We start from the raw sequence: 14,467 nt of genomic DNA, 5'->3' as shown, positions 1-14,467 counted from the left end.
ATGCTATCCGATGATAGGTTATAAATTTGTTGCTTATATATTTTTATTTACATGTATTTTCTCTTTGTGAATTTAGAATTATCCAATCAGTGGAATCAAGTTTATCCATAAGTGCATCCATACCATTTTGCAGTTTATATTCAATTTCTTCCTTATACAAAGGAAGCACATAATATATATTAATTCTATTACTATCGTTTGTATTTATTACACTGATTTCTTCTTTAAACATATTAAATATAACACCATTTAGTCCTGTATTTTCTGAATATGAATCATATGTTTCATAATTTGGTACAGTATGTCCATATGCAAGCCATGTATTATATTCATGAGGAAAGCGTGCCATTTGTTTCATTAATCTAATAGGCCAGTAATTGTTCTCATTTTTTATGCTTTGCTCTGTCAACTCCCAATCTGCTGGTAAAAACATCATTAGCTCTGACCTGTAATATAATTCTCTTTGATCTTCCGGTATTTCATCTGGAAGGGTCATAGGCATGCTACTCATTCCAGTTGTAAATAATATCTTAAAAGGCTGTTCTTCAGTTGCTTCCATAATTGTTATATCAATATGTATAGTATCAGAAATCAACTCATGAAAAGTAGACGATTGCCTTCCTGGAAAAACTTTATCAAAATGTTTTTTAATTTCTTCTACATATGGTGTAAACGCTACATTATCCATATCACTTAATGATTCATCATATCTATATACACTTGTTCCATCTTCTGAAGTCCCTTCTGATTTACCACCAAATATTTTTTTAAATATATTTTTCATTTTCTTACCTGCTTTCTTTTGTCTAAAATTAATCATAATTGTATATATTATACTATTTAATATATAATTTAAAAATAAATATAAAATGAGCTGTTACTCAAATCAACTAATCAGTTAATTATGCAACAGCTCATTCTATAGTCTACTTATTTTAAATTACAAAATCATTTTTGCAAATTCCATATTATCAAAGTTATTTTCTTTGATATACTCTAAAATCTCACTTCTATAATTCTTATCGTGCTCTACTGCTTTTATAAATACTTGGATAAACTCTATCATATCTTCTATAGAATCTTTTCCATTATGTATGTATTTTCCAACTAGATAAAACCTCATTAATGAATATCTAAATAAAAGCATAATATACCCTTCAAACATAAAATCACTTTCTGAAAAAGGGAATAAATTATTATATATAAAGTTCACCATATAATTTTCAAATATGTAACTGTTGTTTTCTATATACATATCTGTATATTTTTCAAATGCATTTATATATTCCTCTGCATTTTCAATTACACCATCATTATCTTTAATATTATATCCCTTTAAAAGTTCTTTAGTGTAGTTTTTAAATTTATCACTATCAGTTTCATTTACTATATCTAAAGAATCAACTACATTTTTAAAAAATGAAACTTGAAGTGCATAATTCATACGCTCTCTTTTATAATACTTAGATTTAGTTTCTATATCATATTTATTTATAAATTCCTTTATTTTACCATTCTCTAGATCTTCTATCTCATTTAAAAAATCACCAAGAACATATAATCTAGAACTTATATTTAAATTTCTATTTTGTACTATTTTTATTGAAAAATCTCGTATTTCTTTAAAATACTTTATAGGTGTATCTTTGAATTCTGATGATCTAGTATTAAGTACACCAGACATAGTATACTTACCTAAATTCCTCTCACTTTCCTTGAATTCTATTTTTTCTTTACTCCCAAGAATAATTCTTGATGCTTCTGGACATGCTGAATCAAGGCATATTTCATAATGATCGTCTACTTTATTTAGCACTCTAGGAAATTGAGTACAAACACTAGAAAGATAATCTTCACCAAATTTTCCTTGAATCAAACAATAATTATCATCATCTAAAAACGGACATCTTTTTACTTTGTTTAATTTAATTCTTCCATAATCTAAATTTTCATTAGTACAATATTTATTGTTATGAACATTTTTTTGGAACATCTTCTTCATGGTTTCATCTTTAACTTTATGATATTTTTTAAATGTTTCTTTATCAATATCTATATCCCATCCAATGCAACAGTTATCTTCACATTTTCCTCCAATGCACTGAAACTTCTCTATATATGATGGATATATCATTTTTACACTCTTTTTCATGTTTATCTTCCTTACATTTTAATATTTTATCTAAAGCTAATTATATCATCAACATCACATATAATGATAAATATTTACGCTTTAATACTTACTATAAATTATTAAATATTTAAAAGTAATTTAAATTTTTAATAAAAAACTCTAGTTGATATTATATCCTTTTTAAAACTTTCTAGTGTAACTTTTAAATTTATCTTTATGGTGTTAATATAAAATAGTAAATACAATAAAACAAACTAAATAAAATAATATTAGTTTTAAAAATTTGTGTACATTATTAGAAAACAAAAGATATGACTAGTGCTAAACTTGAAAAATTTATTTTTATTAGTTTTAGGAGGTATAACAATGAAAAAAATTATTAATTTAGGTGTAATAGGTAGTGGTGCAATAGCTGAGAATTTTTTAGATGCTGCCTCTAATTTTAAGAATTTAAACTTTCACACATTTTATTCAAGAAATGAGGATACAGCTAAAAAATTTAAAAATAAGTATAATTTTTATAAAGCATCAACTTCATTAAATGAAATGTCAAAAGACAAAGAATTAGATGCTGTGTATATAGCTTCACCAAATGCACTTCACCACGATCATTCTATACTTTTTCTTGAAAATAAAAAGCATGTTTTATGTGAGAAGGCATTTGCATCAAATTATGTTCAAGCTTTAAATATTATAAATACAGCTAAAAAAAATAACGTAGTAATAATGGAAGCTATGAGACTTACTTGCCTTCCAAACTTTATAAATGTTAAAAATAACCTTCATAAAATTGGTGAAATTAGGAGATATTTTGCAAGTTACTGCCAATATTCATCTAGATATGATAAATTTAAAGAAGGCATTATACTGAATGCTTTTAAAAAAGAATTATCTAATGGATCTCTTATGGATATAGGGATATATTGTTTATCACCCATGATAAATTTATTTGGAAAACCACAAAATATAAAATGTAATACATTATTTTTAAGTAATGGTGTTGATGGGCAAGGAAGTGCAATACTTGATTATGGTTATATGGATGCAGTAATACTTTACTCTAAAATAGCAAACTCTAATATCCCCTCAGAGATACAAGGTGAAAAAGGAAGTATTATAATTGACAAAATAAATACATTCAAAAATGTAAAATTAGTGTACAATGACGGAACTATCGAAAATTTAAGTGAAAATCAATATGATAATGATATGTATTATGAAATTGAGGAATTTATTAAATTAATTAATTCTAGTGATGTCAAAGCTACTTATTCATCTCTTAATACTTTAGATAATACACTTGATACTATTAGTACTATTGATTCAATAAGAAATAAGCTGGATATAGTTTTTCCTGCAGATAATATATAATCTATTGTGGTAAATAGTATCTAAAATTCTTTTTAACTTTATATTTACCTTAATCTAAATCTTTCTTATTATTGTAATAAAATTACTATTATTAAAATAAATTAAATTGGATAAAGAAAAATTTAAAGCTATTACATCTATAAATGGTAGATATTCTAATGAATTATTAAGACTTAAAGAAGAATTTTATAATAAGTTTATGTCTATAAAATAAAAAACTGTACAAATAAATGTACAGTTTTTTTTCTTCTATGCTGAGGCGAGGTATGACTATTAGTGTCCTCGAACTATTTCATAAAGTTGCTCTTGAACATTAAAATTTTTGTAAGCATATTATATTTCCATTTCCTTAACATCATCAGCTATTAATAAATCAGCATCAGTAATCTTTACTACTTCATCAACAGTTACACCTGGTGCCACTTCCATTAATACTAATCCTTTATCTGTAACCTTCATAACCGCTTTGTCAGTAATTATAAGATTAACGCATTTTTTAGCTGATAAAGGTAATGTGCATTTCTTTAGCACCTTTGGATTCCCTTTTTTATCATTATGACTTAAGGCAGCTATTACATATTTTGCTCCTACTAAAAGATCCATTGCGCCACCCATACCTGGTGCAAAAACCCCTGGTATCTTCCAATTTGCAATATTTCCTTCTTCGTCGACCTCTAAAGCTCCTAGTGCAGTTATATCAACATGTCCACCTCTTATTATTGCAAAAGATAGATCCATTTCAAATGTTGATGCTCCTGGCAATAAAGTAATTGGAGCTCCACCAGAATTGGCTAAGTCAGGATCAGCTTCACCTATGCTTGGAGTTGCACCAAACTTCAATGCACCATTTTCACATTGTAGTATTATTTCCATTCCTTCTGGCAAATAGTTTGCAGCCATATTAGGTATACCAAATCCTAAATTCGCAACCATTCCTTCTTTAAATTCTTTTGCGATTCTTCTTGCAATTATTTCTTTACCATTCATCATTTCTCACCCCTATTTCATTTTATTAGTTCTTGTCCATAAATCTTCAAAATATTTTGTTCTCTCTTCAAAAGAGTCGCCTTGAACTATTATATCTACCAATATTCCTGGTGTTCCAACACTATCAGGTGAAATTTCACCTACTTCTACAATTTCATCTACTTCAGCTATAACTAAATCAGCTGCAAGTGCCATACTTGTATTTGTTCCTTTAGTTGTTCCTCTATATACGATGTTACCAAGTTTATCAGCTTTATATCCCTTGATTATTGCAACATCTGCCTTTATTGCTGGAAATACTAAATATTCTTTGCCATCTATAGTAAGTTTATCTCTTCCCTTTTCAATTTCAGTTCCAAGACCAGTTGGAGTTATAACTGCACCAAGTCCAGCCCCCCCAGCTCTTATACATTCTACTATAGTTCCCATAGGTATAAATTCCACTTCTAATGTACCTGCATTGTATTGTTCTTGTATTTCAGGACAAGTTCCAATATGTGAACCTATAAACTTTTTTATTTGTTTATTTGCTACAAGCTTACCAACATCATGAGTTTGTCCTGGATGAGCTGATACAGCTTGAATAAGTGTAAGATATTTAACATTTGTCTCTGCTAATGCATCTATCATCTTTAACGGAGCACCTATTCCTAAAAACCTGCTGTCATAATTTTCATTCCATCTTTAATATTTTCTACTGCTTCTTGTATTGTCTTAATCTTTGTCATTTCTCTATACACCTCCAAAGTTTTATAATCTAACATGGACTACTTGTTTTGAAACTAATCTTGCTATCTTAGAAATTCGATTCTTAGATTATTATTATTCTTATCTAATAATTTTATTCCAACCTTATCCAAATATCAGAAGTATATGTGATTTAATTCTTTAATATAAACCAGTATAAATATTTAGAAACATGCAAATAATCATAATAAATTATAATAAATGTTTTAGGTGATTTTATGTTAGAAACTGAAAAAGCTTATATTGCTGGAATAATAGATGGTGAAGGTAGTATAATGCTTCAAAAAATAAATTCAAATGAGCATCCTTCACCTTGTATATCAATAGCATCAACAACAATAGAATTATTAAATTGGATAAAAGATACAGTTGGTAAAGGTGCCATTAAAAAGAAGAAAAATTATGATATTAATAAACATAGAGATTGCTATAGTTATATTCTTAGGCGTAATGATGCAATTAATTTTTTAGAAGATATATACCCTTACTTACTTATTAATTCAAAGAAAAGAAGAGCTCAATTAATCTTAGAGAAATACAAAGCTCTTACTCCTAGAAATGGTAGATATTCTGCTGAATTATTGAAACTTAAAAAGGAATTCTATAATGAATTTATGGCTCTAAAATAAAAAAACTGTACAAATAAATGTACAGTTTTTCATGGTGGAGGCGAGGGGTCACCGGCGTCCATTATCTCTAATGGTGCTGACTATATCTTAATCTTGTGGACAATCTCTACAAGACTCTTGGCGTATTATAGAAGCATAGTATAGTTTTAATCTTCTATCCTAGTATTCCGTAACATTAATAAATAATATCCTTAGGAACCTATAAGTCGATACGAGGCTGTTAAGTTTCCTTACATACCTCTCGGTATTGCCGGCAACATTATTTGCTACGGTTTCACCGATAAAGCCAAGTTTTCACTTAAGGATCACTCCCTAATGCGACTTTGTTACAAATCGAACCCCTGTCCGAAAGTAGATGCATCTGACTTTCTACGAGTGTAGTCTATATATTAAAATTCGCTCATATGAACGCCTACAGACAGGCAACATACTTGCTAGCTTCATAAATACCCCTCTAGCTCAAAGCTTTGCTAAACTTCGTTTCCCACTTTAATGACACCAGTGATCCGAAGCGTGGGCACCCCGGGCTGATGAACAGCGCTAAATTAGGCTGCTATTGCAAAATTGTCTTCTGCGTTTATCTTTTTGCATACTTGATTAACGAGGTGACATGCTGCCTCGACTCGCTTATCAAACTCCTCTTACCCCCGTCGAAGCCAAAACGCCCCCATGTTAGTAACGAAGTTTGAAACTTCATTATTCAATTTTTCTTTGTTCCTAAATTATATATTATAAAAAATATAATGTCAAATATCATATTACTACAATAATTACATAAAATAGATTCTATATAAAAAAACAAAAAAAGTTCTTTTTATAATTTAAAATTATAAAGAGAACTTTTTAAATTCCTTATCTACTTTCTAAGAACTCAGTTAACCTATTTACAGTTGACATATCTTCTCTTTCTAAATCTGTAGGTTGTAATTTTATTCCTAGCTTTTCTTCTATTTGAAGTAACATTTCAATTATTGCTAAAGAATCTAATAATCCCGCTTCAAAAAGATCTAAATCTAAATCTTCTGCAATTTCATCATTTCCAGTAACTTCAATAAACATTTCTAATACTTTATCTTTCATAATTAACACACATCCTTTTCACATATAGTATAGCAAATGATAATCTTGAATTCATTCAAAATTTATTATAGCAATACTTTATTTAAATAAATATCCTGAAAATATTAACATACCAAAACATACAATATGGAATGTTACTACTCTTTGTATCATTTGAAACCATTTTTCTTTTTTATGCTTTTTATAATAAGATGATTTTCTTTGATATATATCCGTTAAAACCAATGCTGAACCTTGATACAATCCATAAATTATGTAATATGTAGTTAGTCCATGCCACAATCCCATTACAAACATTGTTATTATTTGTGCCACATGTGATGCTATAATTCTATTTTTGAATCTTTTCTTTCTCATTGAATTTAATACAAATCTTGAAAAGATATAATCACCAAACCATCTTGATAAAGATATATGCCATCTAGTCCAAAATTCCTTCATATCTTTACTTACAAAAGGTTTGTTAAAGTTATCTGGTGTTTTAATTCCAAATATATAGCTAGTTCCAACTGCAAATAAACTATATCCTGCAAAATCAAAGACTAGATATAATGTATATGCATACATATAGTTCCAACTATTTAATAAAGTTATATCTGTAGGTATCTTTAATAGCCAATACGTATCTATTAAATATGCCAAGATAAATTTATATCCTATAGCTAAAATTATTTTTCTAAACCCTGGTATTAAATATTCATTTATATATTCTTCTTTTTCAATCTTACCATTTAAATTTTCCTCAAATCTTTTCCATCTATCAATAGGTCCTGAACTTAAAGTTGGGAAAAACATTATGAAATATATAAATGTAGTGAATTTTATTTCTGTAATTCTTCCATCATAAATTTCAATTATCATTTGAATAGCTTTAAAATTCAAATATGATAAACCAATAAATCCAATAACAGATGAATATCTAGTAACCCCTGCTAATTTGCTAATAACAACAGGAAGCATTGACAAAAATAATGCTAACCAATATATGTACTTATTATCTGTTTTCTTTCTTATAAATAAATACATATATATTACAAAAGTTTCACCAATTAAAAACATTAAAAATAGATACAATCCTATACTTTTAGTCATGATTAATAAAATCATAACTGCTGATACAATTATTCCATAATATTTAGGTTTTATTCCATTTAGCCCTAATATTATTGCTGGAATAAATGTTAGTAATAATAAATATAAATAAAAGTAATCTCCATATTGCGTTAACTTCATTATAATTCCTCCGCTAATTTCTTCCTATCAATTTTTCCGTTTATATTAGTAGGAAATTCTTTTACTATTTTTATATTTCTCGGAATCATATATGAAGGTATTAATTCACTTAGCTCTTTTTTTATCATTATTCCATTTTTTAATCCACTTAATCCATTGTCCTCTTTTAATTCAATGAAAGCAGTTAAATATGCTATCTTTCCATCCTTATTTACTGGAACAACAGCTGCATTCTTTACATTACTTACCCTTACTAAGTTATTTTCTATATCTTCTATCTCTATTCTATAACCATTTAGTTTTATTTGGAAATCTTTTCTACCACAGTAATATAAGTTTCCATTAACATAGTATCCTAAATCTCCAGTTCTATAAGCTCTGCATCTTTCTCCGTTATACTCATCATAATAAAATGATTTTTTAGTCATTTCTTCATTATTAAAGTATCCTTTGCTTACACTAGGACCTACTATTATAATTTCTCCTTTTTCTTCATCTTTTAAAACATTTCCTTCTTCATCAACAATCTTAACTACTGATTTCTTCATAGGATATCCAATAGGTAAACTTCCTTCTTGTAATAATACTTCTCTATTCATATCATTTATACTTACCGCTACCGTTGCCTCTGTTGGACCATATCCATTTATTATTCTCGTATTTGGAAATCTCTTCAAAAGTTCTTCACATAATGGCTTAGGAAGTATTTCTCCTACAAATACCATAGCTTTTAAATTAGTTAACATATTTGAATTAAAGTTGTCCTCAGTTACACACATTCCAGCAAATGATGGTGTAGATACCCATATATTAATTCCTGAATGTTTTATATCTTCAAACATTTGTTTTAAATTTGAAAGTGTATTTTTTGAAAATCCATGTAGAGTTTTTCCATAGCATAATCCTGGATAAATTGAAGTTACAGATAAATCAAATGAATAAGCAGCTTGATTCATAAATACTTCTTCACTTTCATCTAGTTTTAAATAATCTGCCATCCACTCAACAAAATTATCTAAATTGTTACTGCTTATTTGCACTCCCTTTGGCTTTCCTGTGCTACCAGAAGTGAATAAAATATATGCATTTTCATCTTCTTTTACCCATTTTTCTGGACTTACTTCTAAACCATTATATTCATTAACTATTTCTCTAATTTCTTTTTCTTTTAAAACTAATATATTATCGAAAACATTACCTTCACTAAAATCTATAAGAACTTGTGGATTTACCTCTTTAATAATTGCATCCACTCTTTCTTTAGGATAACTTATATCTATAGGTATGTATGCTCTCCCACATTTTAATGCTGATATCATAGATGCCATCATTAAATTTTCTTTATTTCCGTAAATAATAATAGGGGTTCTATCATTACCTAATTTCTTTAATACAAAACTTGCTATACTTTCTGATATATTATCTAATTCTTTATATGTCATAGACATTCCATCACAAGTTAATGCAACTCTATCACTTTTTGAAAACTTCTTTATTCCTTCTAATATCTTCATTTTAACTACACCTTTCTTTAAAATTGATTGTATATAAATGGAATTTCGTTAAATGGTTCAAATACTAATATTAAAATAGCAAAAATCACTACTATTGAACTTATTAAAACAAATTTTAATTCTTCATTATTCTTTAAAGCGTTTATATAGTTCTTCATCTACTTTAAGCCATCCTTTCCATCCTAAATGCATTACATCACACATAAAGTAAGGTGTATATTCTTCATCTTTTAAGTTTAAGACATCAAAGCCTTTTTCTTCTGCCATCTCTTGAACTTTATCATAAAATTCATCTCTTTTTTCTTTGCTAAGTCCAGTATAGTCATACCATAATCCATTTGTTGGCATTAATATTATGTATGGCTCTATTCCTAATTCAGTACAAGTATCTAAATATAACTCATAATCCTCAAATTCTTTTGATTTCATTAAATCAACATTCTTATTTGAATCTTTTTGTGATTCTACATTGCTTTTTAAGTTATTGTTATAATAACTATCATATACCATAAATTCATTGTTAGTTACTTGTGGACTTGCTTCTTCCTCTGCTCTTTTATATTCCTCATCCCAATTAACTATTTCACTTTGAATTTCACTTTTTTCTGGTAATTTTTTTAACTTTTTATATAATAGTCCTTTATCTTTAAGTTCAACCACTTCTTTTCTTGCAATAAAATAAGGCTTACATAATATATCAGCCATGTTATATAAAAAATTATCACTACTATACATTTTTGAATATAATCTTTCTGGTGCAAATTGAGTACTTCCAGATAATAAACTACATATTCTAGTTGCATATTGTTTTTTATTACCTTCACTTATTTTTTCATTACTTAAAAAATTATAAAATTGTACTGGTGAAAAATTGGCTTGAAAACTGCCTGAATCTATTCCACCTTCTCCCATAAACCATTGTAATGAAAGTACTAGTGCAACTTTTTTACCTTCCATATCAACTTGTTGACTTCCCAATATAGATGATTGATGTAAATGTTGAGAATACGATCTTCCATTTGTAACAATTTGATCTAATCCCTTAACTGGGAAAAATGTTGTAGGTAATTGTGAAACTGGAGAACCTAATTCTGATGATCCTTGTAATACTAATTCATTTTCTTGAGTAATATACTCATTATATGCTAATCCTTTATCCTTATATATGCTCCCATATTCCTTATTTATGCTGGTTAAATCCTTAGACTTTAACATATCATTTAATTCTTTATCTAAAAAAATATTTAAAGAAGTAACTGTTATTAGCATTATAATGATAGGAAGTATTATGTATATAGCTATCTTTTTCATATTGTCCCTCCTTTTTAATAATCAACTATTTATCATTAAAATTTTATACACATTAATTCTAAAAATAAATATCATAAATCCTTTTAATATCATTAATATTTTATACATATAATTGTATCAATGTCAATATTATCTGAGTTGACGTTTTATTTTTCTAAGATTCACTTTAAATCTGTTACATTTGAAACAGATTTAAAACTTTCTCTATACTATAATAAATATTATTAGGTTGTATTTAAATCAATATTGTTTGTTATGGAGGGTTATTTTATGATAAGAAAAATTATTAAAATTGACGAAAATAAATGTACTGGTTGTGGACTTTGTGTTGATGCTTGCCATGAAGATGCTATTGGATTAATTAATGGTAAAGCGCAATTATTACGTGATGATTATTGTGATGGATTAGGTGATTGTTTACCATCTTGTCCTACAAATGCTATTTCTTTTGAAGAAAGAGAAGCTCTAGACTACGATGAAGAAGCAGTCAAATTAAATATGGAAAATAAAAAAACATCTATACCTAAAACTTTAAATTTAAATAATAATGTAAACATACCTAAAGGTTGTCCTGGTTCTAATGCCAAAGTTATAAAACATAATGATTTAACTAATGAAGAAACAACTATTGTGTCTTCTCAATTAAATCAATGGCCAGTTCAAATAAAACTCGTTTCACCTAAAGCAGAATATTTAAATGATTCTAATCTTTTAATTGCAGCAGATTGTACTGCATATGCTTATGGCAACTTTCACAACAAGTTTATGAAAAATAGAATTACTTTGATAGGTTGTCCGAAATTAGATAATGTTGATTATTCTGAAAAATTAATAGAAATATTAAACTATAATGAAATAAATAGTATTACTATTGTTCGTATGGAAGTACCTTGCTGTGCTGGAATAGTTAATGCTACAAAAAAAGCACTTCTGGAAAGTGGAAAAGTAATACCTTGGCAAATTGTAACTATTTCTACTTCTGGAGAAATATTAGAATAATATCTATGTAAATAAATAAATAAGGAGTACTTAATCAAACATTAATTGCTCCTTATTTTTATTATTCACTCTGTTTTAAATATATCACTATCTTCTTATTTAATCATTTGCAAATAAATTCATTAGTTCTGTTGCTTCATTATATATGTTTTCAACACTTTCTTGTATGCTATTAATTTGTTCTTCCTGTTCTTCCTGTAGTGTTGTTACTTCTTCTGTATTAGCTACATATTGTTCAGTAATAGCTGTTGTACTCTCAACATTTGATTGTACATTGTCTACTAATGAATTTATTTTTTCCACTAATCCATATTCTTTATATATGTCATCTTTAATATTTTCAAACATTTTTTGCATATCTTTAAAACTAATCAAAGTAGATTCTATGATATCTCTACCCTTTTCAGCTTCTTCATCACCTTTTTTAACAGACTTAACTACTTAATAATTACTTTTTATTTTATAAATAATTTATTATCTTTAAATTTAATTGTATTTTTTCCAAATATAGTATTGACAAAATTAGTATATAGTTGTACTATTGTATTACGTTATTAATACAATAGTACAAGGAGTTGAAAATATGGGTTGGGAATTCAAAGATGATAGACCAATATATCTACAATTAATAGATCAACTACAATTGCGAATTATTTCAGGTATATATATAACTGGTGATAAATTACCATCTGTAAGAGAACTTGCTAGTGAAGCTTCTGTTAATCCTAATACAATGCAAAAAGCTCTTACTGAGCTTGAACGAAAAAACTTAGTATTTACACAAAGAACAAGTGGTAGATTTATTACGGAGGATATAGACTTGATTAATAAAATTAGAAATGATTTAGCTAAAAAAGAAATTGAGAGTTTTCTTAATAATATGAAGAATATAGGCTATGCCCAAAATGAAATAATTAATATTATGGATAAATTTATGAAGGAGATGAAATAATGAATAATACACCTATATTGGAATGCAAAAATTTAGTTAAAAATTATGGTGGAAAACAAGCATTAAAAGGTATTGATTTAACAATTAATCGTGGTAGAATTGTTGGACTTTTAGGACCAAATGGTAGTGGTAAAAGTACATTAATAAAACTTGCTAATTCACTCTTAACACCTAACAGTGGTGAAATATTAATTAATGGAAATAAACCTGGTGTTGAAACAAAAAAAATAGTTTCCTATTTACCAGAAAGAACTTACCTAAATGATTGGATGAAAGTATCTGATATTATAAATTTATTTAAGGATTTTTATAAAGATTTTAATTCTGATAAAGCTTATGATATGTTAAAAAACTTGAATATTAATCCTAATGATAAATTAAAAACTATGTCTAAGGGTACAAAAGAAAAAGTACAACTTATTTTAGTAATGAGTAGAGATGCTGAACTTTACTTTTTAGATGAACCAATAGCCGGAGTTGACCCTGCGGCTAGAGATTATATATTAAACACTATTATTAATAATTATAGTGAAAATGCAACTGTAATTATATCTACACATTTAATATCAGATATTGAACAAGTATTAGATGATGTTGTATTTATATCTTATGGTGAAATATACTTGACAAAAAGTGTTGACGAAATTAGAGAAGAACATGGAAAAAGTGTTGATGCTTTATTTAGGGAGGTATTTAAATGTTAGGAAAATTAATGAAATATGAGACAAAAGCAACTGGAAGAACATTACTTCCACTTTATGCTGCACTTTTAATATTTGCACTAATTAATAAAATTTTTATGAATAATGATTTTTCTGTTATTAATACAGATACTTTAGGAGGAATTCCAGCTTTCCTTAGTGTATTTGCTTATGGATGTACTATGGCTGCAGTATTTATAGTAACATTTTTTATAATTGTACAAAGATTTTATAAAAACATTCTTGGCGATGAAGGTTATTTAATGAATACATTACCTGTTGCCCCTTGGCAAAATATATTTAGTAAGCTTTTAATTGCTGTTATGTGGACTATAGTTAGTGGCATTGTTGCAATACTTTCAGTATTTATTTTGGCATTTAATTCCAATGCACTTAACCCAAACTTCTTTAAGGATTTATGTACTGCTTTTTCATCTATTTATCAATATTGGGGTATAAGTGGTTATATGGTTGGTTTAGAATTTATAATCGCTGCATTAGTTCAAATGGCCATGGGAATTATTATGATATATGCTTCCATATCAATAGGTCACTTATTTAATAAGAGAAAAATATTGTCTTCATTCGGAGCATTTATAGTTTTAAATCTTATTATGAATACAATACTTTCTACTTTAGCAATTACTTTTTCAGATAAAGTTTCTAATTATATGATTTCATGGAATATATCTTCAATCAATCAATTTCACGGAGTTTTTATTTCTGCTATAGCTATTAATGCTATATTCTTTATATGTTATTTCTTAATAACTAATTACATCATAAAAAATAAATTAAATTTGGAATAA

15 protein-coding genes, 1 other RNA gene and 1 pseudogene are annotated in these 14,467 nt (G+C 27.2%); 6 read left to right on the top strand and 11 right to left on the bottom strand.

All coding sequences use genetic code 11. From position 1 onward, the window contains the following. Positions 1–43 precede the first annotated feature (43 nt). On the bottom strand, positions 44–784 hold the full coding sequence (locus RGC78_RS08995; protein ID WP_017353472.1) for a suppressor of fused domain protein: 741 nt from the start codon (positions 782–784) through the stop codon (positions 44–46). A 156-nt stretch (positions 785–940) separates the two neighbouring features. Next, on the bottom strand, positions 941–2,152 hold the full coding sequence (gene fliB, locus RGC78_RS08990) for a flagellin lysine-N-methylase (RefSeq protein ID WP_309556514.1): 1,212 nt from the start codon (positions 2,150–2,152) through the stop codon (positions 941–943). A gap of 348 nt (positions 2,153–2,500) precedes the next feature. On the opposite strand from fliB, the gene RGC78_RS08985 reads away from it, so the two are divergent. Further along, positions 2,501–3,505 (top strand): Gfo/Idh/MocA family protein, encoded by a 1,005-nt coding sequence (locus RGC78_RS08985; protein WP_309556513.1) that lies wholly within the window; start codon positions 2,501–2,503, stop codon positions 3,503–3,505. Between the two features lie 333 nt (positions 3,506–3,838). On the opposite strand, the gene RGC78_RS08980 is transcribed toward RGC78_RS08985, so the two are convergent. Both RGC78_RS08980 and RGC78_RS08975 read right to left on the bottom strand, forming a co-directional pair. After that, on the bottom strand, positions 3,839–4,492 hold the full coding sequence (locus RGC78_RS08980) for a 3-oxoacid CoA-transferase subunit B (protein ID WP_035783750.1): 654 nt from the start codon (positions 4,490–4,492) through the stop codon (positions 3,839–3,841). A 12-nt stretch (positions 4,493–4,504) separates the two neighbouring features. Continuing rightward, positions 4,505–5,220 (bottom strand): annotated as a pseudogene (locus RGC78_RS08975) (CoA transferase subunit A). A gap of 237 nt (positions 5,221–5,457) precedes the next feature. Between RGC78_RS08975 and RGC78_RS08970 the strand changes: the two are divergent. Further along, positions 5,458–5,868, top strand: coding sequence for an LAGLIDADG family homing endonuclease (locus RGC78_RS08970; protein WP_309556512.1), 411 nt, complete (start codon positions 5,458–5,460; stop codon positions 5,866–5,868). Positions 5,869–6,197: 329 nt separating this feature from the next. Here the strand turns inward: RGC78_RS08970 and ssrA are convergent. The 6 genes from ssrA to dltD form a co-directional block, all read right to left on the bottom strand. Further along, positions 6,198–6,529, bottom strand: a transfer-messenger RNA (tmRNA) gene (ssrA, locus tag RGC78_RS08965). Between the two features lie 191 nt (positions 6,530–6,720). Next, positions 6,721–6,948 carry a D-alanine--poly(phosphoribitol) ligase subunit DltC gene (gene dltC / locus RGC78_RS08960; RefSeq protein ID WP_309556511.1) on the bottom strand — a complete coding sequence of 76 codons (228 nt, stop codon included), beginning with the start codon at positions 6,946–6,948 and terminating at the stop codon, positions 6,721–6,723. Positions 6,949–7,026: 78 nt separating this feature from the next. Then, positions 7,027–8,181, bottom strand: a complete 1,155-nt coding sequence (dltB, locus tag RGC78_RS08955; protein ID WP_309556510.1) for a D-alanyl-lipoteichoic acid biosynthesis protein DltB — start codon at positions 8,179–8,181, stop codon at positions 7,027–7,029. Further along, a complete protein-coding gene (dltA, locus tag RGC78_RS08950; protein WP_309556509.1) occupies positions 8,181–9,695 on the bottom strand; it encodes a D-alanine--poly(phosphoribitol) ligase subunit DltA in 1,515 nt (504 codons plus the stop codon). The genes dltB and dltA overlap by 1 nt, the downstream gene beginning before the upstream one ends. Before the next feature lie 17 nt (positions 9,696–9,712). Further along, complete coding sequence (locus RGC78_RS08945; RefSeq protein WP_252230434.1) at positions 9,713–9,853, bottom strand: hypothetical protein; 141 nt, start codon at positions 9,851–9,853, stop codon at positions 9,713–9,715. Further along, positions 9,822–11,006 carry a D-alanyl-lipoteichoic acid biosynthesis protein DltD gene (gene dltD / locus RGC78_RS08940; protein ID WP_309556508.1) on the bottom strand — a complete coding sequence of 395 codons (1,185 nt, stop codon included), beginning with the start codon at positions 11,004–11,006 and terminating at the stop codon, positions 9,822–9,824. The genes RGC78_RS08945 and dltD overlap by 32 nt, the downstream gene beginning before the upstream one ends. Before the next feature lie 270 nt (positions 11,007–11,276). On the opposite strand from dltD, the gene RGC78_RS08935 reads away from it, so the two are divergent. Then, positions 11,277–12,005 (top strand): ATP-binding protein, encoded by a 729-nt coding sequence (locus RGC78_RS08935; protein ID WP_252223908.1) that lies wholly within the window; start codon positions 11,277–11,279, stop codon positions 12,003–12,005. Between the two features lie 99 nt (positions 12,006–12,104). Here RGC78_RS08935 and RGC78_RS08930 read toward each other — a convergent pair whose 3' ends face one another. Beyond that, positions 12,105–12,353 (bottom strand): hypothetical protein, encoded by a 249-nt coding sequence (locus RGC78_RS08930; RefSeq protein ID WP_252230430.1) that lies wholly within the window; start codon positions 12,351–12,353, stop codon positions 12,105–12,107. A gap of 235 nt (positions 12,354–12,588) precedes the next feature. On the opposite strand from RGC78_RS08930, the gene RGC78_RS08925 reads away from it, so the two are divergent. The 3 genes from RGC78_RS08925 to RGC78_RS08915 are packed head-to-tail and all read left to right on the top strand — an operon-like array spanning position 12,589 to position 14,467. Beyond that, a complete protein-coding gene (locus RGC78_RS08925; protein ID WP_003372139.1) occupies positions 12,589–12,957 on the top strand; it encodes a GntR family transcriptional regulator in 369 nt (122 codons plus the stop codon). Continuing rightward, positions 12,957–13,661: an ABC transporter ATP-binding protein gene (locus tag RGC78_RS08920; RefSeq protein WP_012423477.1), complete on the top strand. Its 705-nt coding sequence runs from the start codon at positions 12,957–12,959 to the stop codon at positions 13,659–13,661. The genes RGC78_RS08925 and RGC78_RS08920 overlap by 1 nt, the downstream gene beginning before the upstream one ends. After that, positions 13,655–14,467, top strand: coding sequence for an ABC transporter permease (locus RGC78_RS08915; RefSeq protein WP_252246622.1), 813 nt, complete (start codon positions 13,655–13,657; stop codon positions 14,465–14,467). Before RGC78_RS08920 ends, RGC78_RS08915 begins: the two co-directional genes overlap by 7 nt.

The organism is Clostridium aquiflavi (assembly GCF_031344075.1).
Classification (GTDB): domain Bacteria; phylum Bacillota; class Clostridia; order Clostridiales; family Clostridiaceae; genus Clostridium; species Clostridium aquiflavi.
This window is presented reverse-complemented; position numbering and strand designations above follow the sequence as displayed.